The organism is Robiginitalea insularis, from assembly GCF_052497835.1.
The window spans coordinates 3,003,537-3,026,339 of record NZ_CP199296.1; the positions used below are offsets into that span (position 1 = coordinate 3,003,537).

The following is a 22,803-nucleotide window of genomic DNA, read 5'->3' on the forward strand; positions in this document are numbered from 1 at the left end:
TATATTTGCCGGGTAAAATAAAGAAACATGACCCTGATAAAATCGATTTCCGGCATTCGAGGAACCATAGGCGGGAAGCCCTCTGAAAATCTGACTCCTTTGGATACTGTAAAATTTGCAGCAGCCTACGGTAGCTGGTTAAAGGAATACAGGAAAACCGATAAGCTGCGGGTAGTCATAGGGAGGGATGCGCGTTTATCCGGTGAGATGATTCAGCAGCTGGTCATGGCAACCCTTCAGGGTATGGGGATAGATGTTATAGACCTGGGCCTTTCTACTACCCCTACAGTGGAAATTGCCGTTCCCATGGAAGGAGCAGACGGGGGTATTATCCTTACGGCCAGCCACAATCCGAAACAGTGGAATGCCCTGAAACTACTCAATGAAAAAGGAGAGTTTCTGGATGCAGCCCAGGGAAAGCTTATCCTCGACAAAGCAGAGAAGGAAGCCTTTGATTTTGCATCGGTTGATGAACTTGGAAAGCATCTGCCCGATGATTCCTATCTGGACAAACACGTAAAGGCGGTTTTGGAACTGGATCTGGTAAGCCCGGAACGGATCCGGGAAAAAAAATTTAAAGTTGTTGTAGATGGGGTAAATTCCAGCGGGGGCCTTGCCATTCCATTGCTCCTTGAAGCCCTGGGAGTAGAAGTCGTTAAGCTATACTGTGAACCAACGGGGCATTTCCCGCATAATCCTGAGCCGCTCAAGGAACATTTACAGGATATATGTGAGCGGGTAAAAGCAGAAAAGGCCGACCTGGGCATTGTGGTGGATCCTGATGTGGATCGCCTGGCATTTATAACCGAAAATGGGGAGATGTTCGGGGAAGAATACACCCTGGTAGCATGTGCAGATTACGTCCTGAGTAAGACCCCCGGCAATACGGTGTCCAATCTTTCTTCTACCCGTGCCCTCAGGGATGTGGCCGAATCGCACGGAGGAAACTACACTGCTGCTGCAGTAGGAGAGGTCAATGTGGTCGCTGCCATGAAAAAAGAAAGGGCTGTTATCGGAGGTGAAGGCAACGGCGGGATTATATATCCTGCCAGCCATTACGGAAGGGATGCACTGGTAGGTACTGCACTTTTCCTGATGCTCCTCTCGGAAAAGGGGATCTCCGTCAGTGAATTAAAGGATGGGTACCCCCAATACTTTATGAGTAAAAAGAAAATCGAATTAACTCCCGGCCTGGACGTGGATGCGCTGCTAAAAAAGGTTGAGGAAGCTTACAGTCAGGAGCGCCTTACGACCATAGACGGGGTTAAAATTGATTTTGAAGACTCCTGGGTGCACCTGCGTAAGTCCAACACTGAGCCTATTGTTCGGATTTACACCGAAGCCCAAAGCCAGAAAGCCGCCGATGACCTGGCTAACCGGCTGATCAATGAGATTAAGACAGTAGCCAGAATCAATTAGGCTCCGACTTCCTTATTTCGGACCAGGGCGTCAGGGTTTGGTTTGCGGTCTTTGTGTTTCCAGCGCTTGTGGGTCCAGAAATAATATTCCGGGGCTTCATTTATAGAAGTTTCCACTTCTTTGAGGAACATATCGGTGATCTCATAATCCGGGTACCGGCCGGGATCTTCTGCCAAGAGTTTAAAGGTACAGCTGTAATAACCCCTACCAACTTTCTTAACCTTAAGATAATAGACCATCAGGTCATATTTTTTACAAAGAAATTCTGCCCCGGTATGTATGGGAACTATTACTCCCATAAAAGGGGCCCAGTAATGAGCCTTTTGGACCATGGGAGACTGATCGCTGATAATCCCATAAATGGCGAGGGTATTGGTTTTTTTGTTTTGTACCGTAATATCCCAAATCTGTTTTGTGGCGATGAGCGTAGTGCCAAATTTGGCGCGGATGGAACGGACCAGCCTGTCAAAATACTTGTTGTTTATGGGTTGATAAATGCCATAGGCGCTGGCGGATACCTCCGTATTCAATGAGAATACCCATTCCCAACTGGCGTAATGCGGGAGCATCAGCATGGCTGATCTGCCTTTTTTTTCAAATTCCAGAATGACTTCCAGATTGGTGAAGGCGTATCTCTTTTTTATTTCTGCTTCCGAGATATTCATGGTCTTGATCATCTCCAGAAATATATCGCACATGTGCGCATAAAACTTTCGTTCGATGGTTTTTAGTTCGGCCTGCGGTTTATCGGGAAATACGAGTTTGAGATTATTCCAGACAACTTTCCGTCTGTAACCAATAAGCCGGTAGACCAGAAAAAAAACAAAATCCGATAAGGCGTACAGTAAGGGGAAAGGAAGTATGGAAACCAGCCATAGAAACGGGTAGGCCAGCAGGTATATCAATCTTTGCATGCGCTAAATGTTGGTCAAATATAGCTATATTTACCCCTAAAATAAGCACTTCTCAATGAATTTGCATCCTGTCACCATTGCTTTGATTGCGGCTAATATTCTGGTGTCCCTAAAAGGATTTAACAACCCATCTTTTTTTGAACGCTATAAATTCAGTATTGGCGCCATCAGGGCCGGGCAGCGTGAACGCACCTTCACCTCCGGGTTTTTACATGTAGACTCCGCCCACCTCTTCCTGAACATGTTTACGCTTTACTTTTTTGCGGATGTGGTGATCAACTGGCTCGGGCCCATTAAATTCCTGATGATATACGGAATCAGCCTGCTGGCGGGCAGCCTGCTAGCTCTTTTCTTCCACCGGGATGAACCCTATTACAGCGCCGTTGGCGCCAGTGGAGCGGTTACAGGGGTTTTATACGCAGCCATCCTGCTGCAACCGGATATGCGGCTCGCTTTAATGTTTATCCCGATCCCTTTTCCGGCTTATATCCTGGGAATTGCCTATCTGCTTTATTCCATCTATGGAATGAAAACCCGTATTGGCAATATTGGCCATACAGCACATTTTGGCGGTGCCGTTGGCGGTTATGTCGTAACCCTTTTATTCCGGCCCGAAGTAATTGGCAGTCATCCCATTATGGTATTACTGCTGGCCCTTCCCATAATCTTGCTGTTTATCCTGGAAAAAATGGGTAAAATATGATGAACTACAGAGTTTAGCCCCATTTCAACTAAAAATAAAGCGGCCTAACGAGTTTTCTAACAGTAGTTTATAAGAAATACGGTTCTTATGCGTTAGAGATTTACCCGAAATCTAAATAACCTACTTATGAAACTATTCGGAAAAGCGCTTTACGCGCTTGGACTTACCCTGTTATTTATTGGATGTAGTGATGAAACAACCGTTTTCCAAAACGACCTTGAGGAAAGCCTTGTTATCGAAAATACGGCAGCCCTTCAGGCAGCAATTGATTACAATGCTGCAGGGGTACTCGAAATTTTTAATAGCAACAGCATTACGGCCAAAGCGGAAGTGCCCGCAGGCGACTACCCCTTAACTGTTATAGCGAGTGTATCTCCACCGTCCTATCAGGCAGGGGATAATTTTACGGCCTCCCATGTTAGCGTGGAAGGAGATTATGCCTATGTGGCCTACAATACGGTTGGCGAGGTGTATTCAGGCGCCATCGATGTAGTAGACATCTCTGATCCACACAATCCGCAACTCACTTCCAGGCTGTTTTTCATGAATGCAGACCTGAATTCCATAACCTATGATAGTGGCTTTGTGTATGTAGCCGGAGGGCTGGATGCAGCAAATTCTACAATAGCCACCTCCAATGCATTTGTTGCCAAGGTTTCAGTGAATGGGGGAGTCTTAAGTGGAGATAATATCCTTTATGGGTTTCAGCAGGGCGATAATGCTACGGATGTTATAGCTGAGGGTTCACGCATTCTGGTCAGTAGTGGAAAGGAAGGCAGTATTACCGCTTACAACAAAACAGACCTGAGCATTCTGTCGGAAACATATGTGGCCGATGCCCGTGCCATGAGCGCTACTACAGCAGGGCTGGCTGTTCTGGATGCAGGGAACGGGGTGCAAATGATGGATGCGAATTTAGTATCCAACGGACTTATTCCCATCACAACTGACCTCGGAGTAGCCTCCAAAAGGACCCTGACTACCCAGGGGGACAAAATTATTGTTGCAGAAGCTGCTAAAGGAGCCGGTATTTATAACTCCGGGAATGGTCAGCTCATTGAGTATTTAGAAATTCCGGTCCGTCCGGATGGAGCAGAAACCGGAGATATTGTTACCAATGCAGTGGTTGCTAACGAGGAAGCCCTTTTTATGGCCAACGGAGCCGCGGGGATGAGCCTCTCAGAGACAGACGCCAGCGGAAGCACTTCTGCTGTTGGGATCCTGGAACTGGAAGGGTCCATCAATTATGTTGCTTCAAGGGACGATTATGCATTTGCTGCCTCTGGCACCCGCGGACTGCAAATTATAAAACTGAACAGGCCAACCCCAAGCCTGGCCGGCCAATGTCAGGAATTGCCTGTATATGAAGGTAGTGCACTTTTCAGGGTTGATAATGGCGCAACCCTTTCCTTTAGTGGTTCCAAACAATTCAATACCCTTGATGTGGATGCCGCTTCTTTGCTTCTTTGTGGCAACTGGACGGTTTCTAACGATGTTCGGGTAACAAATGCGGGTATTTTAGAGATATTCGGAAGCCTGGCAGCAGGTCGTTTTAACAGGATGAAAAAAATCATTGTAGAGCCGGGGAGCACCTTGCGTCTGGAAGGATCCATGACCATTTACGGAGATCTCGAATTAATGCAGGGTTCCGCACTTGAAGTGCTGGGCTCTGATTCCGTTATCGATGTTTTCGGAGAGGTCAGGACGGGCAGTGATGTTACCATTACCGGGACCTTCCGGGATGTGCGGAATAAATTTTAAGGCATTATTCAACCTAATAAAAAACCCGGCTCGCAGGCCGGGTTACTTTTTTGTAGCATGTTCATTTTAATCAGGGCAATAACTCTGCGATTTTAGCTTCCAGTTCCGGCCCCCTCAGATTTTTAGCTATAATAACTCCATTTTCATCCAGAATGAAGCTCGCCGGGATGGCATTCACATTGTATAAACGGGCAATCTCATCAAAGTAACGCACATTGGAGACATGCTGCCATTCCAGACCGTCATCGGCTATGGCTTTTTTCCAATCTTCAGCGTTCCGGTCCAGGGAAACCCCTAATATTTTCAAGCCTTTGTCCTTGTATTTTTGATATACCCCCACAATGTTCGGATTCTCGGCGCGGCAGGGACGGCACCAGGCTGCCCAGAAATCGACCAGGGTAATTTTTCCCATAGCCTCGCTTAAGGCCAGCTGATTGCCTTCAGGTGTTGGGGCGCTAAAATCAGGAGCTTTTGATCCTACCGCTGTGCGTAACCCATTTTCAATTTGAGTTTTCAGCACCTGTGCATCCTCTGTGGTTTTTATACTTTCATCCAGGCCTTGGTACAAATCCTGAATTTGGGCTAAGTCTGCCTTTGGATTTTGCAGCATCTCTTTTAATAGTGATACCGAAATAACAGCCTGAGGGTGCTCTTTTACGAAAGAGGTGTTGAATTCCCTCAAATCCTCCTGTAATTCGTTTGCTTCATCCCGTAGTGCATTCATGTTGACCAGATCATTCTGGCTTTGTGCGGTATAAAATTCACGTGAAAGAGAAGCATTTCGCTGGTCAATGCTTTTACGGCCTTCCCGGTACTGACTGAGCAGCTCGTTTTGAGGAGATCCCCCAATTTTGGCATAATTCAAACTATCAACGGCGGCAGTAACTTCAATCTCTCCTTCTTCAAGGACCAGCATCAGGCCTCCCCGAAGCCCGGAAAGGGTGACTACGTGTAATTCCGGCGATACCTGGGTGCCTTTAAAAAGAAAAGAACCCTCATTAATTTGAACCGTATCGACTGCCTCATACTGCATTTGAGGCGTAATCCTCCTGAGGATGGCTGTTGTGCCTTCAGGGATATCGCCCCTGAGATTTCCTTCCAAAGTATAATTTTCTCCGGTTTCCTGATTACAGGCAAAGAGCATCACAGATAAAAGGCAACAGGTCAAAATTCGCATACAAATAATTTTTTGACAAAGTTATACAGATCGCTTACAAATAAAAAACCCTTAACATAAGCTTATGTCAAGGGTTTTATGCGCTTTTACAGCTTACCTAAAATTGGTAGCGGATTCCCAGGGCAATATCAAAATCAAAATTATCCGAAAATCCGTCATAGCCAACCAGGCCTATTTCCGGGCGGAAATCCAGTGATAGTAGCAATGGTATATCAAAATCGTACTCTATTCCAATATCCCCGGCCCCAAAGATGAACAGGCCTCCGTCGTCATCGGTAAATCCGTTATTGAAGTCAACACTTCCAAGGCCTCCACCAACACCGTAGTACCAGTTAAAATTTCCATCCAGGGTATGTACCCACTGATAGATACCGGTGAGTTTAAAGGCGTCAAAGTTCCTGGAGTCCCTCCATCCCAAATCCACTTCAACCCGGTTGTAGCGGGCAATGGACTTCTGATAGGAGATTTCTGCTCCAAAGCCATCGCTGTCTCCAAGGCGTAAACCCAGGGCATGCTCAGAGATATTCTGGGCGCTCATGGAAGCTGTGGCCAGGAAAAATATTCCGATTATTAGCTTTAACATTTTCATAAACAGATGTTTTAAATTAATGTTCAAAAATAGACCATCTTCAATGGCCTTACGTTAAGAAAAACTTAATTTAGCCAACAAAAATTGTGCAAGCTTGATTATAAATAAACTAGAGGAGCTCTCCGGAAGACTGGAGGGGGAACTGCATTGGGACCCCTTGCATACAAGCATGTACGCTACAGATGCATCCGTTTACCGAATGCAGCCGTTGGGTGTGGCGTATCCGCGGAACACCTCAGATTTGCAGTATTTAATCGCGTTCGCCTCCGAGCATGGCGTGGGTCTGATTCCCCGGACGGCCGGCACTTCTCTGGCAGGACAGTGCGTTGGTCCGGGACTGGTGATAGATGTATCCAAACACTTTACTAAAATCCTGGAGCTGGATATAGAAAAGCGCCAGGTACGAGTAGAACCCGGAGTGGTTCGGGACGAGCTTAACGCCTTTCTGAAACCACACGGTCTTTTTTTCGGCCCTAACACTTCTACTTCCAACCGTTGCATGATAGGGGGGATGGCCGGAAACAATTCCAGCGGAACAACTTCTATCCGGTATGGGGTAACCCGGGACAAGGTGTTGCAAATGAAGGTCTTGTTAGCTGATGGTTCACAGATAGAGGCCGGCCCGCTTAGCAGGGATGAGTTCCTACAAAAAACGGAAGGATCTGGTACTGAATCATCTATTTATAAAAAAGTATATAAAGAGCTCTTAAACAGTGATATACAAGATGCAATAAGGGCTGAGTTTCCACTGCCTGAAATCCATCGGAGAAATACGGGCTATGCTATAGATGCCCTGCTGGAGACAGCAGTTTTCAGCGAAAACAAAACCCCGTTTAACCTTGCAAAACTACTATGCGGGAGTGAAGGAACGCTCGCATTTACCACGGAACTGACCCTGCAACTGGATCCTTTGCCTCCCCCGGAAGCTGCTATGGTCATTACCCATTATCATACCCTGGAGGATTGTCTCTCTGACGTACTGCCCGCCATGGAGCATCCATTGTTCCTATGCGAAATGATGGATAAAACAATTCTGGACTGCACCAAAAACAACCGGGCGCAAAGCAGAAATCGATTTTTTGTAGAAGGGGATCCGGCAGCACTGCTGATGCTCGAACTTCGTGCCGGAACGGAAAAAGAACTGGCTGGTGCCATCCAAAAACTTCAGAAAACCATAAAGCAATCAGGGAGGGCGTATGCGGCCCCGGTGCTTTACGGGTCGCAAATAGGGCAGGCTATAGAACTGAGAAAGGCTGGCCTCGGGCTATTGGGAAATATGGTTGGAGACCGCAAAGCAGTGGCCTGTATTGAAGACACGGCCGTTGCACTGCGAGATCTGAAGGACTTTATAGGGGAGTTTACACAGATCATGGCCGAGTATGGGCAGGAAGCCGTTTATTATGCCCATGCGGGGGCCGGAGAATTACATCTCAGGCCCATTTTGAATCTGAAGAAAAAAGCGGATGTTCATCTTTTCAGGGAAATTACCACCCGGGTGGCGCGTCTGACTAAAAAATACAGGGGTTCCTTTAGCGGGGAACACGGGGATGGCATTGTTCGTGCAGAGTTTATCCCTTTAATGATAGGGGAGGAGAATTACCAGTTGTTGCGGCGAATTAAAAGTTACTTTGATCCGAAAGGAATATTCAATCCCGGGAAAATAGTGGATGCCTTTCCAATGGATGCTTCGCTGCGATATGTCCCGGACCGATTGGAACCCGTAATAAATACACTACTCGATTTTTCAGACAGCCAGGGCATTTTAAGGGCTGCGGAAAAATGCAATGGAAGTGGGGATTGCCGAAAATCCCATCATATGGGAGGAGCGATGTGCCCGTCCTTTCAGGCCACCCGAAATGAAAAGGATACCACCCGTGCAAGGGCCAATGTCCTCAGGGAAATGCTGACGGACCCGCAAAAAGGATTTGACCGGCCAGAACTAAAGGAGGTCTTTGATCTCTGCCTGAGTTGCAAAGCCTGTGCCAGCGAATGCCCAAGCAATGTGGATATAGCAGGCTTGAAGGCCGAATTCAGTTATCAATATCAGGAGGCAAATGGATATTCCCTGAGAAATCGTCTTTTTGCCCATAATACGGCAATAAATGCCTTTAACAGCAAATTCGCGGCGCTGCTGAACCCCATCTTAAATGGTAAATTAAGCGGATCCCCTTTAAAAAATATTTTGGGCGTATCTAAAAAAAGATCCATACCTGTTGCCAGGCGTTTTGATTTCGGAAAATTCCTGGAGCAGCAGAAAACGGGTTCCCCGGGTCAAAAAACACCAGTAGCTTTATTTATAGATGAATTTACGCGCTATCTGGATATTCAACAGGGAAAGGATGCGATATACCTGCTGGAAAAACTCGGCTATGATGTCCAGTTATTTTTAGCAGATAGCGGCAGGAGCTTTATTTCAAAAGGATTTTTGAAGCAAGCCCGAAAACTTGCCCATAAGAACGCCCCGGCATTATACACTTTAAGCCGGGATGGTATTCCGCTGCTGGGCTTGGAGCCTTCTGCCGTACTGACTTTCCGGGATGAATACAAAAGGTTTGGATTATCAGACGAGATTTCGGAGGCCATTGCAAAAAACTGCTTCCTGATTGAAGAATTCCTCGCTTCTGAAATCGAAAAGGGCAAACTGTCAGCGAACCGATTTACTTCGCAGCAGAAGGAGGTAAAAATCCACAATCACTGTTACCAGAAGGCGCTTTCTAACCAGAAAGTGACCTTTGACGTGCTTAATTTACCCCAAAATTACAAGGTAAGTATCATTGCCTCGGGATGCTGCGGAATGGCTGGTTCCTTTGGGTATGAGAAGGAGCATTATGAGGTGAGTATGCAGGTGGGGGGGCTGAAACTGTTTCCGGCGGTTCGCAAGGCAGACGAAAAGGTCCTGATTGCCGCAAACGGCACCAGTTGCAGGCATCAGATTGCAGACGGCACAGGCCGAAGGGCGTTACACCCGGTAAGCATCCTCAGAGAAGCGTTGTTAGACTAGGACGCCCGGGACTCCTCGTTCCTTTTTCCTGCTCCAGATTCACAACAGAGTTTATGATTTCTTCAAAATGGGTCTCCTTGAGTTCCTCATCCGCATAAAAGGAGGATAGTTTGTCCTCGTTGTACCTGTAAAGCTTCCATCGTTTGAAAGCGTATTCCAGGGCGGTCAGGTTTTCCACCCAATCCCCTGAATTCAGATATAGGCAGCTGCCCTCAGTTGTTTCCACCCATTCTTTCTTAGGCTGGTGGATGTGTCCGCAAACAACGCAGTCATAGCGTTTGGAGATGGCCAGGGAGGTAGCTGTTTTTTCAAAGTTCGAAATTAGACGTACGGCCCCTTTTACACTTTTCTTTATTCTCCCCGAAAGGGATATTTTGTTGCGTCCCAATTTGGTCAACAAGTTGTTTACGCCCCTGTTCAGTAAAATCAGGGCATCGTACCCGTGCCCGCCCAGCCTGGCCAGCCATCGGGCATTTTGAATGGACAAATCAAAAACATCCCCGTGAAAAAACCAGGCCTTTTTTCCATCAAGGTCCAGGATAAGTTTATTGCAAATACGAAAGGAGCCAATAGTAGTCTCCGAGAATTTCCGCAGCATTTCATCGTGATTACCCGTAATATAATAAACTCGTGTCCCACGGGCTGCCATTCCGATTATTTTCTTGAGCACCTGGAAATGGGTAGCGGGAAAATAGCGTTTATCGAATTGCCCTACGTCAATAATATCCCCGTTCAATACCAGAATTCGCGGTTCTATGCTGCTCAGGTAGGCCAGGAGTTCTTCTGCATGGCATCCGTAGGTACCCAGGTGTACATCGGAGATAACCGCAAGGTCAATTTTTCGTTTTTTCAATTTGTTCGATTTTGGGTCACAAAATTAGAACGAATGGTATGTTTATTAAGAACCATGCGGATGATCAATTTCCTATGTTTGTGTTAAGCGGGCTTTAAGTAGCTCATAAGAATGTTAAGCCAATATTATAAAGGGAGCCTTGTCTGACTTCGGACGAAAAGGTACCTTTGAGTTTCATTATACAAAAGCTATGGCCGGAAATACGTTTGGATCCGTTTTTAAACTGACCACTTTCGGGGAATCACATGGAAAAGGCCTTGGAGGTATTATTGAGGGGTGCCCGGCAGGGATCCCAGTTGATATGAAAGCCATTCAGCTTGACCTGGACCGCAGGAGGCCCGGGCAGTCAGCAATCGTTACCCAGCGCAAGGAAGCAGATAAGGTCGTGTTTTACTCCGGAATCTTCGAAGGAAAAACCACGGGTACACCCATCGGATTTGTAATTGAAAATACCAACCAGAAGTCTGTAGATTATTCCCATATAAAAGACAGTTACAGGCCTTCCCATGCAGATTATGTCTATGACCAGAAGTATGGCTTCAGGGACTACCGGGGAGGCGGGAGAAGTTCTGCCCGGGAGACAGTATGCCGGGTTGTAGCTGGTTCTCTAGCCAAACAATTACTGGGAACACTAAAAATAAACGCCTTTGTTACTCAGGTTGGGGACATCGCCATTAACGAACCCTATGAGTCTTTGGACTTTAATAATACAGAAGCAAACCCGGTGCGATGTCCGCATCCGCAAACGGCTGAAAAAATGGAATCCCTGATTCGCAAGATCCGCAAAGAAGGGGATACGATCGGTGGGGTTGTAGGCTGCCTTATAGAGGACGTTCCTGTAGGGTTGGGAGAACCGGTTTTCGATAAACTCCATGCCCGCCTTGGGGCCGCAATGCTTTCGATTAACGCGGTAAAAGGATTTGAATTCGGGAGCGGCTTTGAAGGGGTCAGAATGAAAGGCAGTGAACACAATGACAGTTTTAACCCTGACGGCAGTACTAAAACTAACTATAGTGGTGGTATACAGGGAGGTATAAGCAATGGTATGAATATTTACTTCAGGGTAGCTTTTAAGCCGGTGGCCACCCTTATCCAGGAGTACGAAACCATAGACAAGCACGGGCAGAAAGTGGTACAGCAGGGCAAGGGCCGGCACGATCCCTGTGTAGTACCCAGGGCTGTTCCCATCGTTGAGGCCATGGCTGCTTTGGTGCTTGCAGACTTTTTCCTCTTAAACAGGCTATCCAAATTCTAAGGCGCCCTTTAGGGCGTCTCGGATCAAAATAGTATCTTCCCGCGAAATAGAAAAGACTCGATATGCGGAAACTAGAATTACACTGGCAAATCCTGATCGGGATGCTGCTGGGGATTGTTTTTGGATTTATCATGACCTACCCGGACTGGGGTGCGGACTTTGTAATGGATTGGATCAATCCCTTCGGTACCATCTTTGTAAAACTCCTCAAACTTATCGCTATTCCCCTGATTCTGGCCTCCCTGGTAAAGGGAATCTCAGACCTCAAGGATATCAGTAAATTCCGCAATATTGGGCTAAGAACAATCGGCATCTACATCGTCACCACCGTGGTCGCTATTACCATTGGTCTGGTCCTGGTAAATGTACTGAAACCCGGTAATGGGATTTCCGAGGAAACCATTGCACAGCTCACTGAAACCTACGCCTCCGATGCAGGGGTTACTTCCAAAATCGAGGAAGCGTCCAGGCAAAAAGAATCAGGGCCCTTACAGTTCCTTGTAGATATGGTGCCTGACAATGCCTTTCAGGCCGTTAGTGACAACAGCCTGATGCTGCAGGTGATCTTTTTTACCATATTTCTGGGAATCTCCATGTTGCTGATAGGGGAGGAGGCTGCCCGGCCCTTAAAAGATTTCTTTGATTCCCTCAATGAGGTAGTCCTTAAAATGGTGGACCTCATTATGCTAACGGCACCTGTTGCTGTTTTTGCGCTGCTGGCCAATGTTGTTGTCTCTTCCGGGGATCCGGACCTGTTATATGCGCTTTTAAAATATTCCGGTGTGGTAGTCCTGGGATTACTTCTGATGATTATTTTCTACAGTATAGTGGTTTCTACCTTTACCCGTTACAACCCCTTTACGTTCCTGAGTCGCATCAGTCCGGCCCAGTTACTCGCTTTTTCGACCAGTTCCAGTGCTGCCACCCTCCCGGTAACCATGGAAAGGGTTGAAGAGCATATTGGAGTAGACAAAGAGGTCTCCAGTTTTGTGCTCCCGGTGGGAGCCACCATCAATATGGATGGCACCAGCCTCTATCAGGGAGTAGCTGCAGTCTTTATTTCCCAGGCCCTGGGCTTTGATTTGAGTTTGAGCGGACAGTTGATTATTATACTGACGGCCTTGCTGGCGTCCATTGGGTCAGCAGCGGTTCCCGGAGCCGGGATGGTCATGCTGGTAATTGTTCTGGAATCCATAAATTTTCCGGCGGATAAACTGGCAATAGGCCTGGCCCTGATCTTTGCAGTAGACCGCCCGCTGGATATGTGCCGGACCGTGGTAAACGTTACCGGTGATGCCGCGGTATCCATGATGGTTGCCAAATCTGTAGGAAAGCTACATGCCCCCAATCCAAAAAACTGGGATGACCATTTGGATGAAGTGAGGGGTTCCGGCAAAAAGAAAAAGTAACAGAAAATTTACGCAATGAATATTTGTTTTTTGATGTATCCCTGGGAGGATATAGACCCGGACAATGATACCAGCCTTGCGCTGATACACGAATGCGTCCGCCGCCAGCATGGCGTTGCCCTTTGCACCCCGGCTAATCTGACTATTCGCAATAGCGTTACCAATGCATTCTGCACGGTCATTAATCGAATGGAGAAGGTTCCTGCAAGCCTCAAGGCTTTCTACAGGAAAGCCGTAACCCGGGAAGAGATGCTCCCACTCGCCGGCTTTGACGTAATCTTTATGCGGGCAAATCCACCCCTGGACCCTCTGATGCTTAATTTCCTGGATTCGGTAAAGGATGATGTTTTTATAGTAAACTCCCTGCAGGGGCTAAGGGAAGCCAACAATAAGCTTTATACGGCGGCCTTTGGCGACAGTCACAGCAATATTATCCCTGCCACGCATGTTTCAAAAAACAAAAATTACCTGGTGCGGCAGATAAGGGAATCCAAGTCAGACAAAATGATCTTAAAACCCCTGAATGGTTTTGGAGGGTCCGGAGTAATCCTGATCGAAAAATCAGCAATGTCCAATATCAAATCCCTGTTGGATTTTTATGTAACCAATGCCGATGGCAGCTCTAACTATGTTATTCTTCAGGAATATATAGCGGGAGCCGATCAGGGAGACATCCGCATATTGTTGTTAAACGGGGAACCGATAGGGGCCATGCGCCGTATCCCCGGAAGTGACGACCACCGTTCCAATGTTTCAGCGGGAGGTTCCGTGGCCAAACATGTTCTGACGAAGGAGGAAAAAGCCCTCTGTAAGCAAATAGGGCCCAAACTGGTAAATGACGGTTTGTACTTTGTGGGGATAGATGTAATTGGCGGGAAACTTGTGGAGGTCAATGTGATGTCCCCGGGGGGGATAACCTATATGAACAAGGTTTACAAGACAAAAATCCAGGCCAAGGTGATCGATTTTATTGAAAGCAAGGTGGTAGATAAACTTCAGGCCTTCAACCGCAGGTCCCGCCTGCGCAAAGAAGTGGATGATGCATAGAATGTCTGCCGAGGATATGATTGGCCTGATCCGCAAGGAAGAGCCATTTGAGGCAGTTTGTGAGGATTATTCCTTCCGGCTGAAGATAGAGTATTACGCCCCCTTTATTTGTGGGGCGGTCCATGACGGACACCAATTCCGGAGGGGTTTATGGGAAAAATGTACGCATTCCGAATTTGAAAGGTGGTATGAGGAAGACCCCTGTACCTTCGAGATGGTAGCCCGGCATCCCATTGTTATAGCGGGTTGTGATTCCCGCTTTGAATACGACCTGAACCGCCCACCAGAAACCAGCATATATTCGGATGCATGGGGCAAAGCCCTGTGGCATAAACCGCTTACTGAACAGGAGAAAGGAACAAGCCTTGATAAACATTATCGATTTTATTCGGTCGTACATGCACTGGTTGCCAAAATCGAAGAAATCCATGGAGCGGCTCTCGTCATAGACATGCATAGTTATAACTGGAAACGCTGGGACAGGGAAGTCCCGACCTGGAATCTGGGCACTTCCAATATCGACAATGGCAGGTTTGGCCGCCTTGCGGAGGCCTGGCGGTTGCGCCTGGCGGATATACAGCTGCCACACGGTATTCCGGCCACTTCCCTGATCAATGATACCTTTCAGGGTAACGGCTATTTTCTGAAATACATTACCAGGACTTTTGATAACAGCCTGGTACTCGCCACAGAAATTGCAAAAGTTTATTGTGATGAAGAAAGTGGCACCATCTATCCGGAAGTTGTGGCTTCCGCCGGAAGGCAACTAAAAGAATTGATACCTTTGCAGCTCCTTGAATTTCAGGAATCTTTATGATATCGCAAACCCCAGACCCAAAACTCCTCAACAAATACGCTAAAGTATTTGAAATAGACGCCCATCTGGATCGGATGGTCAAAAAAATTGAACTGCTGAACTATGTGAACCCGCTCAATACGGAGAAGGAGAAACACAAGTTTTTTGCTTCCAAGTACAGCGAGGAGCCCCAGTTTAAATACCCTAAAATCAAATTTGACGGTTACAAGCTCCACCGCCAATTTTTTACGCACCCGCTGGACAGCATTGAAGACGATGTCCTTCGCCAATTGTACACGGACGTTATCTACTTTTATTCAAACATGGTCCAGTGTATAGAAACCATTGGTCAGCAAAGACGTTTTTATTACAATTCGCTGCGAGTATATGGGACTCCCACAGAAAAGGACGTACAAAACGCCAAGTTCATTCTCCATTTTGAGGACGAACCAAAACTGGCCAGCATGGAAAAGAAATACAGCCCTAAGGATGCCAAGGCCTATTTTGAAACGTTTGCCGCCCAGTATGATTTCCCGCTAAACATACGTTTTTCGACCCATATCGCAGCAGAGGCCATGGTAAGTAACAGCACCCAAAGCCTGCTGATCAAAAGGAATGCAAAATTCAGCGAAAACCAGCTCCTCACCCTGGCACACCATGAAATAGGAGTGCATCTGGTGACTACATTCAATGGCCAGGCGCAGCCACTCAAGATCTTTTCCAATGGACTGCCCAAAAATGTTGAGACCCAGGAAGGCCTTGCAGTCTTCAGTGAGTACATGGGAGGCGCTCTCACTTTAAAAAGACTTAAAGAGCTATCTTATAGAGTTTTAGCATCTCATAGTTTAAGTAAAGGATATAGCTTTACGGATACTTTTGACCTCATACACAATCAGTACAAACTCAACCGGAATGATGCCTTTACTATCACCCTGAGGGCCCACAGGGGGGGCGGATTCACAAAAGACCGTTTATACCTGAGCGGCCTGAGGAAGATTTACAAGCGCTACCTGAAAGAGGAGCCCATGGAACGTTTGCTGAGCGGGAAAGTGTCCCTTGATTACGAAAAGGAAATTGCCTATCTCACCCAACTGGGCCTTGTTAAAATGGGTCCGTATACCTGCCTTAGTTTTAAGGAAAAGAAAAATCAGCACAAAACCCTTGAATTCATACTGAACAACCTGAAATGACCCCCGGTAGTTACTCCAGGAACTTAGTTTGTACTTCCGGACCTGGAAGCATACAGCTCTCCCGCTTCCCAAACCACCTGTAACGGTTTTTGGCAATAAAATTGTAAAGTGGGTCCAGCAGGCGCTGGGGAATCCACCCAAATAGTATCGCTATAAAGCCATAACCTTTCAGGTTTCTTGCGATTTCCATTGCAGCACCGGCTCGCACGTAATAGGCAACTCCCGGATCAATCAGGACAATAGAATCCGTTTGCAGGGAATCGATTCCGCGCTCTGCCATAAGCCGTTTTCCCGTTTCACTCTGAAGTGAAGCAAGGCGAAAGACGTCCCTTTTATCTCTTTGTAGGATAAATTGAACAGCCCGGTTGCACAAATTACATACCCCGTCAAATAGAATGATCTTTTTTCCCTCTGGCAACTCCATCATTTCCCTTTCTTTTCTACCAATTCCAATTGATCCAGCCCTACGTTGGTGGTAAAGAGGCCATAATTGACGATTGCCTTGTTTTTTTCAATGCTGTCAATGCTTCCCACAGCCTTTCCATCCCACAATCGCACCCTGTCTCCCACTTTTAAAACGGGGCGGGGCTTTTCTTTTTCTTTTTTAGCTTTTTTAGCAGCCTGCTTCTTTTTTTGCTGGCGGATGTCCTTTACTTTTTCCTGGGCTTCTTTGACTACTTCCTTTTTCTTTTGCTGTTCTTCCTTTCGCTGAGCTGCACTTTTTTTGGTGCGTTTGCTGTTTTCTGTTTCAACAATTCGCAGCAGTTCTGAAATAAGGGGTCTTTTCTTTTTGTGAACAAAGTAGCTTTCGGCGGCTTTATCTACTTTGGTGCCCAGGTGGATCATCCGCTGGTTGTAGTCGTATAATTCCTGATAATTGCTGAGTTTATCCTTAATTTTTGAATTCAATTCCTCCAGGCGCCGGGCCTCCTCCCGGGCTTTTACTTCCTCTTCCTGCAGCCTGCTGCCCGTTTGAGCCATCTTAGATCGTTCTTTTTGCAGTTTTGCGATGGTAGCGTCGAAGCGAACCTTCCCTCGGGCAACCTTTTTCTTTGCCCTGTTAACCAGGCTGAAAGGGATTCCATTTTTATGGGCTACCTCAAAGGTGAAAGAACTTCCCGGTTGCCCCATTTCCAATTTAAAGGCTGGCTCCAGGGTTTCCCGGTTAAAAAGCATGTTGGCGTTGGTTGCATGCGGCAGCTCATTGGCCAAAACTTTAAGGTTGGCGTAGTGCGTGGTGATTACCCCGAAAGCTTCCCGTTCGTAAAAGGTTTCGAGGAAGGTCTCGGCCAATGCCCCTCCCAATTCCGGATCACTTCCGGTACCGAATTCATCGATCAGGAAAAGGGTCTCTGCATTGCACTTCCGAAGAAAGCGATTCATGTTTTTCAGGCGGTAGCTGTAGGTACTCAGGTGATTTTCAATGGACTGGTTGTCTCCGATGTCTGTCAGTATCAAATCAAACAAACAACAACTACTTCTTTCATGCACCGGGACTAACAGCCCGCTTTGCAGCATTAATTGTAAAAGACCAATGGTTTTGAGGGTAATGCTCTTTCCACCGGCATTGGGCCCCGAAATAACGATGATCCGGTTTTCCGGGTGAAGTTCAATGGTCTGCGGCCAGGTTTTTTCCCCTCGCGCATTATTGTTGAGTAAAAGGAGGGGATGGTACGCCTCCCGCAGGTACATCCGCTTATCAGAGTTGATTTCAGGCAGACAGGCATCCATAGACTTTGCATAGCTTGCCTTGGCCGCAGTCAGATCGACTTCGGTCATTACTTTTTCGTAAAGGGCAAGCGTTTCTTTGTAGGGCCGGATAGCGACTGCCAGGCTTTTTAAAATACGACGTATTTCTTCCTGTTCTTCCAGCTCCAGCATTTGCAATTCCCTGCTTTGTGCCAGGGATACTTCAGGCTCTATGTAGACAATACTCCCGGTTTTGGATTGCCCGACAACGCTGCCGCGCACTTTCCGCTTATGCATTGCCTTTACGGCCAGCACCCTCCTGTTTTCAATAACGGATTCGCGGATATCATCCAAAAAATCTGCTTGCTGGTATCTGGAAAGGGCTGCATTGAAACTCTGGTTGATCTTTCCCCTTAGCTGGTTGATCCCTCTTCTTATTTGCGCCAATTCTGCAGAGGCATCGTTTCGTATTTCCCCGAAACGGTCAATAACGGCTTCTATTTGCTCCGGAACCTCAGGAACAAACACCTCCTGATCCATCCATTGGTGCAGCAAGGGGTAGTATTCATTAAATTTCTTAAAAAACTTCTGGTGTGTCTGAAAAAGGCGACAAAGGCTGCCAACCTTCCTGAAAGCCTCAACGGGAAGCAGGATATTTTCAACGGGCAGCAATTTTAGGGGCTCCTGAATTGATTCAAATCCGTGGTTGGGAATGCGGTTTTCATTCTCAAAAGAGGAGAGGTATTCCTGTGTGCGACCCAGGGAGTCCATTAACTCCACATTTTCTTTAAATGGGGATAATTCTAGCGCCCGCTGCTTTCCGGGCTGGGTTTGGCAGAGACCTGCCAACTGCTCCAGGACCGTTGGGAACTCTAAATCTTCAATTGTCTTTTTTGGAAGTTGTTTCATTCCTGATAAAATCTTTGCAAAGGTAAGCATTGCGAGGTATTAAAAGGTAAGGCCAGGGCCAATAGAATATTCTCTCTGCAAGCCGTTAGAACTTTACAGGACACTGGTTTTTTCGTATCTTTTCATCCAATTGATTATCTATGGAATCTTTAGATCACAACTATATCCCGGGCGAGATTTGGCGCAAGGTTTTGCGCATTCCGTTTTGGGTGCAAATCGCGGTTGAGGGAGCCGGCAGAAGTGGTTTTTCCGGTTCCATACAGGAACGGGAGAAAGGGCTCACCTATATGATTGAAAGCTGTCGGGAACGTTCTGAAAATCCGCTTATTAATCGCATTTTACCAGACACACAAAATAAATCAGAAATGACGGAGGCCGTTATCAGGCACCATGACCAGTTCCTGGAAGAATTAGCGCAGGAAGGCGTTAGCAGCAATAAAGCCCTTCAGGATCGCATATTTGAGGTATTGCCCAACCTTTTTGAATCCCTGAGACAGTATGTTTCCGAAGCGATAATTGAAGATTATAAGGCATGGCTGCTTCATCTGGCAGAAAAAGTCGCTATGGCTGCAAAGGAAAATGATTTGCTGGGGATAGGAGGGGAGCGTTTCAGCTCTGCTGAAAAGGAATTTTACACCCGATTGGAAAAATTGCTTTAATAGCTTTTGCCTTCAGGAAAAAACCCGGTAAATGAATGTGAATATAGCTACAGCCTGGCAACCCTTGCTCAGTTCGGAATTCCAAAAACCCTATTTCACCCAGCTCGCCCATTTTGTGCGGTCTGAATACAATCAGCATACCTGTTATCCGAAAGGAAAGGAGATATTTGCTGCCTTTGAGCATTGCAGTCCTCAAAAAGTAAAGGTGGTAATCATCGGGCAGGACCCCTATCATGGTCCCGGGCAGGCCAACGGCCTGTGTTTTTCCGTGAGGCAGGGAACCGCCCATCCGCCATCGCTGATAAATATCTTTAAGGAAATCGAACAGGATATCGGACAGCCTTATCCGGAGAACGGGGACCTGCAGCGCTGGGCAGAACAGGGGGTATTACTTCTTAATGCGGTCCTGACTGTCCGTGCCCGTCAGCCGGGAAGCCATCAGAATAAGGGGTGGGAGGCTTTTACGGATGCTGTTATCCAAAAATTATCAGCACAGCGGAAGGGCTTGATTTTCATGCTTTGGGGTGGCTTTGCAAAAAAGAAAGCTGCCTTAATTGACCCGGAGCGGCATTTTATCCTCCGGGCAGGACATCCCTCCCCACTAAGTGCCAATAGAGGGTATTGGTTTGGAAATAATCATTTTAGTCAGGCCAACGAACTACTTAAGCGCCAGGGTCTGGATGGAATCCAATGGTAAAGGGAAGGTTATTATGCCAGAATTTTATCGGGGCGAATAGGGCTTTCAATCAGTTTCAGTGCGTAAAGGGTTTGCACAACCTCCGATACGGTTTCTTTTGATATTTGTTGCTGGCTCCAGCGGGTAATTCCCAACCATTCCTCAATGGCCTCTACCTGCTGACCATAAAAGTTCGCAAGGCTCTTGTCGATACTTGGAATATATCTGAATTCCGCCGTATAGGAGTTGATCACTTCTAAAATATCGGATAAGACACCCGGATGTTCTTTTTGAAAGGCGGTCCTGCAGGCAATCACAAAACAGGGCCAGGGGGTCGGGCAAACATCTATCCGGCGGAAAATACCCTGGTCTACGAGTGGTTGGGTAGTAAAGCGTTCCCACATGAAATAATCAGCAGCACCACTTTGCAGGGCGGCTACAGCACCTTCCAGGTTATTGACGATTTCAAACTCAAGGCGATCCTGAGGAAAATGCTGATTTCGGGCATTTACAAAGGCCATCAGGTGGCTGCCACTGCCCATGCGGCTGACAGCAGCTTTCCCGGGCAGGACATCTGCCTGTGTTTTATAGTTGCTTTTAGCGGCTACGTGTACTCCCCATTGCAGTGGACTGCCAATATATTCCTGGGCGATCCTGGCGGGAAGCCCATTGGCAATTCCCTGTATTAGCCCTTCGGTCAGGATGATAGCCAGGTCTGTTTCCGCTGTTTCGAGTAGTTGCCGCATACGCCCTGTTCCTTCAGGAATATCTGTCCATTGCAGTTCAATGCCCCTTTTTTCGAAGGCTCCCTCATCCAGGGCCAGTATCCAGGGAAAATTAAAATGCTCCGGTACGCCTACAATTCTTACGCCTATCATTCGGGAAAGTTAGCAAGTTTTTCAAGGGTATACTCTATTAGGGAATCTACCGTTTTGCGGGGGTTTTTTGAAAAAGTGCCGTCACAGCGGTTTGCGAGGATGCAATTCAGGGAGGCCGCCTTGTGGCCCATCAGGGCTGCCAGGCCAAAAATACCAGCGGTTTCCATCTCCATATTGGTTATTCGCAAATCCTTATAACGGAAGGCCATTATTTTTTTCTGCATGTCAGGAGCATCTTCCTGTAGCCGGAGCACCCTGCCCTGAGGCCCGTAAAAACCTGCATTAGTGGCAGTGAATCCCCTCAGGAGGTTTTCGGAGAACAGTTTATTACTGAGGCTTTGGTCTGCAGCTACCACATAAGGAACGGAACGCATCACCGGCCAGGCACTATGTTCCAGAAATGAATACTGAATGTCCGGATGCTGTACCCTTTCGCTCTGGTAGTAATGGAGCAGCCCGTCAAATCCAATGGCGTAGTCACTTAACAGGAATGCATCTACAGGGATATCGGGCTGAATAGCCCCGGAGGTTCCCAGACGTATCAGCCGCAGTTGCTTCAGGGCTTGCTTTGGCTCCCTTGAATCAAAATCGATGTTCGCCAGGGCATCCAGTTCATTCAGGACAATATCGATGTTATCAGTTCCTATCCCTGTCGAAACCACACTTATCCGCCTTCCCGAATAGCTTCCCGTATGGGTAATAAACTCCCGCTTGGATTTTTTAACCTCAATTGTATCAAAGTGCTGCGAAATCCTGGGAACCCGATCCGGATCTCCCACCAGGATTACGGTTTCAGCCAGATCCTCTTTTCGTAAATTCAGATGGTATACAGACTGATCCGCATTGAGAATCAACTCTGAAGAGGCTAGGGGCATTCTAAAGTTTTAGTATTCTGTGGGCCTCGGTATTGTATAAGAAGTTGTATTTAAGGGCGCCACCTAAATAGGCTTCATTATCCCGGATAACGGAATAGTAATTCGTTTTGTTTTCAAGGATTTCTTTACCCTTTTTGCTGAGGCGGACCGGGCTAACAGACTTGAACAAGGGCCGCAGGTTTTGCAGGATTCGCTGGAACTGGGTATCCCCGAAGCCATACCACCCCTGGTTTTTGAGAATGGAACCCATCAGGGCTTTTTTTGAAGCGGGTTTTTCTTCATCCGCAATCTGCAGGATCCGATTTTCCAACTCGTTCAAACCGTTCTTAATGGTAGGAAAGCGCTTTAAGTGAGCTTTTATGGCATTTTCGAGGTATTCAAAATGGTAGTTCTCATAATCCGTAAGGTTTTCCAGCCGGATCGGATTATCGCTGCAATACAGCTGCCATACGTAATCTGCATATTCAATATCATCCTGGGTAAGGACAATTTTCTTTTTATACAATTCGTCCACCCGGGCATCGCTGAGCTCACTGAGTCCTAAAAGAGTTTGCCCGTCTTCCTGATATCCGCTGCAAACCAGTGAAATTTCTGCATGTCTGCGATGCGTTTTTAGCCAGCTCAGAACGGCTAGCATATTGATCTGGCAAAAAAGATCGAATTCAAACCAGAGAATAATTTCGTCCTGCTGCTTGTGGTTACAAAGGGAGCGGTACTCCTTGAGTGTTTTTTCAACAAACCAGGATTTACTTACGTTGTAATTCTTGTGAAGGAATTCAAAGCGGGTTTTCCAGAAGGCTTCACTACCCACATTTGTTTCTGTCTTGCCCTCGCAAAGCATTTCCCTCCAGGTGATGATTTCTCCTTTATACTTTAATTTCCGGAGCCTTTCGGTGAAATTGTCCCCGTTTGTAATATGCAATTGGGAGCTCATGGAACAAGAAATTGTTTAGGTTTTAACTCTTAAAAATAACATTTAATCGATAAAAAAGAAAAATATTAA

Annotated in this window: 20 protein-coding genes; 11 read left to right on the plus strand and 9 right to left on the minus strand. The window is 46.9% G+C overall.

Annotated features, from left to right (window positions below):
* Positions 1-27 precede the first annotated feature (27 nt).
* A complete protein-coding gene (glmM, locus tag ACT6NV_RS13520) occupies positions 28-1,419 on the plus strand; it encodes a phosphoglucosamine mutase (RefSeq protein WP_445384969.1) in 1,392 nt (463 codons plus the stop codon).
* Here the strand turns inward: glmM and ACT6NV_RS13525 are convergent.
* Positions 1,416-2,333 (minus strand): lysophospholipid acyltransferase family protein, encoded by a 918-nt coding sequence (locus tag ACT6NV_RS13525; protein ID WP_445384970.1) that lies wholly within the window; start codon positions 2,331-2,333, stop codon positions 1,416-1,418. The two genes, glmM and ACT6NV_RS13525, sit on opposite strands and share 4 nt — an antisense overlap.
* Before the next feature lie 55 nt (positions 2,334-2,388).
* Here ACT6NV_RS13525 and ACT6NV_RS13530 point away from each other — a divergent pair, with 55 nt between their 5' ends.
* Complete coding sequence (locus ACT6NV_RS13530) at positions 2,389-3,036, plus strand: rhomboid family intramembrane serine protease (RefSeq protein WP_445384971.1); 648 nt, start codon at positions 2,389-2,391, stop codon at positions 3,034-3,036.
* Positions 3,037-3,162: 126 nt separating this feature from the next.
* Positions 3,163-4,797, plus strand: coding sequence for a hypothetical protein (locus tag ACT6NV_RS13535; protein ID WP_445384972.1), 1,635 nt, complete (start codon positions 3,163-3,165; stop codon positions 4,795-4,797).
* A 70-nt stretch (positions 4,798-4,867) separates the two neighbouring features.
* On the opposite strand, the gene ACT6NV_RS13540 is transcribed toward ACT6NV_RS13535, so the two are convergent.
* Together ACT6NV_RS13540 and ACT6NV_RS13545 are read right to left on the minus strand one after the other, a co-directional pair.
* Positions 4,868-5,974, minus strand: coding sequence for a redoxin domain-containing protein (locus tag ACT6NV_RS13540; RefSeq protein ID WP_445384973.1), 1,107 nt, complete (start codon positions 5,972-5,974; stop codon positions 4,868-4,870).
* Positions 5,975-6,071: 97 nt separating this feature from the next.
* Positions 6,072-6,563 (minus strand): hypothetical protein, encoded by a 492-nt coding sequence (locus tag ACT6NV_RS13545; RefSeq protein ID WP_445384974.1) that lies wholly within the window; start codon positions 6,561-6,563, stop codon positions 6,072-6,074.
* 94 nt (positions 6,564-6,657) lie between these two features.
* Between ACT6NV_RS13545 and ACT6NV_RS13550 the strand changes: the two genes are divergently transcribed.
* A complete protein-coding gene (locus ACT6NV_RS13550; protein WP_445384975.1) occupies positions 6,658-9,564 on the plus strand; it encodes an FAD-binding and (Fe-S)-binding domain-containing protein in 2,907 nt (968 codons plus the stop codon).
* Here the strand turns inward: ACT6NV_RS13550 and ACT6NV_RS13555 are convergent.
* Positions 9,542-10,417: a UDP-2,3-diacylglucosamine diphosphatase gene (locus ACT6NV_RS13555; RefSeq protein ID WP_445384976.1), complete on the minus strand. Its 876-nt coding sequence runs from the start codon at positions 10,415-10,417 to the stop codon at positions 9,542-9,544. The two genes, ACT6NV_RS13550 and ACT6NV_RS13555, sit on opposite strands and share 23 nt — an antisense overlap.
* A 190-nt stretch (positions 10,418-10,607) precedes the next feature.
* Here ACT6NV_RS13555 and aroC point away from each other — a divergent pair, with 190 nt between their 5' ends.
* The 5 genes from aroC (at position 10,608) to ACT6NV_RS13580 (ending at position 16,114) form a co-directional block, all read left to right on the plus strand.
* Positions 10,608-11,672, plus strand: a complete 1,065-nt coding sequence (gene aroC, locus ACT6NV_RS13560) for a chorismate synthase (protein ID WP_445384977.1) — start codon at positions 10,608-10,610, stop codon at positions 11,670-11,672.
* Between the two features lie 62 nt (positions 11,673-11,734).
* The gene (locus ACT6NV_RS13565; protein WP_445384978.1) at positions 11,735-13,081 is read left to right on the plus strand and encodes a dicarboxylate/amino acid:cation symporter; all 1,347 of its coding nucleotides are present in this window, start codon (positions 11,735-11,737) and stop codon (positions 13,079-13,081) included.
* 15 nt (positions 13,082-13,096) lie between these two features.
* Positions 13,097-14,128 (plus strand): glutathione synthase, encoded by a 1,032-nt coding sequence (gshB, locus tag ACT6NV_RS13570; protein WP_445384979.1) that lies wholly within the window; start codon positions 13,097-13,099, stop codon positions 14,126-14,128.
* Positions 14,118-14,945 carry an N-formylglutamate amidohydrolase gene (locus ACT6NV_RS13575; RefSeq protein ID WP_445384980.1) on the plus strand — a complete coding sequence of 276 codons (828 nt, stop codon included), beginning with the start codon at positions 14,118-14,120 and terminating at the stop codon, positions 14,943-14,945. The genes gshB and ACT6NV_RS13575 overlap by 11 nt, the downstream gene beginning before the upstream one ends.
* Positions 14,942-16,114 (plus strand): flavohemoglobin expression-modulating QEGLA motif protein, encoded by a 1,173-nt coding sequence (locus tag ACT6NV_RS13580; RefSeq protein ID WP_445384981.1) that lies wholly within the window; start codon positions 14,942-14,944, stop codon positions 16,112-16,114. Before ACT6NV_RS13575 ends, ACT6NV_RS13580 begins: the two co-directional genes overlap by 4 nt.
* Positions 16,115-16,124: 10 nt before the next feature.
* On the opposite strand, the gene ACT6NV_RS13585 is transcribed toward ACT6NV_RS13580, so the two are convergent.
* Complete coding sequence (locus tag ACT6NV_RS13585; RefSeq protein ID WP_445384982.1) at positions 16,125-16,541, minus strand: thiol-disulfide oxidoreductase DCC family protein; 417 nt, start codon at positions 16,539-16,541, stop codon at positions 16,125-16,127.
* Positions 16,538-18,712 (minus strand): endonuclease MutS2, encoded by a 2,175-nt coding sequence (locus ACT6NV_RS13590; protein WP_445384983.1) that lies wholly within the window; start codon positions 18,710-18,712, stop codon positions 16,538-16,540. Before ACT6NV_RS13590 ends, ACT6NV_RS13585 begins: the two co-directional genes overlap by 4 nt.
* A 140-nt stretch (positions 18,713-18,852) precedes the next feature.
* Here ACT6NV_RS13590 and ACT6NV_RS13595 point away from each other — a divergent pair, with 140 nt between their 5' ends.
* Together ACT6NV_RS13595 and ung are read left to right on the plus strand one after the other, a co-directional pair.
* On the plus strand, positions 18,853-19,371 hold the full coding sequence (locus ACT6NV_RS13595; RefSeq protein ID WP_445384984.1) for a hypothetical protein: 519 nt from the start codon (positions 18,853-18,855) through the stop codon (positions 19,369-19,371).
* A gap of 31 nt (positions 19,372-19,402) precedes the next feature.
* Positions 19,403-20,068 carry a uracil-DNA glycosylase gene (ung, locus tag ACT6NV_RS13600; protein WP_445384985.1) on the plus strand — a complete coding sequence of 222 codons (666 nt, stop codon included), beginning with the start codon at positions 19,403-19,405 and terminating at the stop codon, positions 20,066-20,068.
* 11 nt (positions 20,069-20,079) lie between these two features.
* Here ung and ACT6NV_RS13605 read toward each other — a convergent pair whose 3' ends face one another.
* Genes ACT6NV_RS13605 through ACT6NV_RS13615 form a run of 3 tightly spaced genes read right to left on the minus strand, consistent with a single transcriptional unit; the run spans position 20,080 to position 22,734 of the window.
* The gene (locus ACT6NV_RS13605; protein ID WP_445384986.1) at positions 20,080-20,925 is read right to left on the minus strand and encodes a substrate-binding domain-containing protein; all 846 of its coding nucleotides are present in this window, start codon (positions 20,923-20,925) and stop codon (positions 20,080-20,082) included.
* Positions 20,922-21,800 carry a nucleoside phosphorylase gene (locus tag ACT6NV_RS13610; protein WP_445384987.1) on the minus strand — a complete coding sequence of 293 codons (879 nt, stop codon included), beginning with the start codon at positions 21,798-21,800 and terminating at the stop codon, positions 20,922-20,924. Before ACT6NV_RS13610 ends, ACT6NV_RS13605 begins: the two co-directional genes overlap by 4 nt.
* Position 21,801: 1 nt before the next feature.
* The gene (locus ACT6NV_RS13615) at positions 21,802-22,734 is read right to left on the minus strand and encodes a DUF1835 domain-containing protein (protein ID WP_445384988.1); all 933 of its coding nucleotides are present in this window, start codon (positions 22,732-22,734) and stop codon (positions 21,802-21,804) included.
* Between the last annotated feature and the right edge of the window lie 69 nt (positions 22,735-22,803).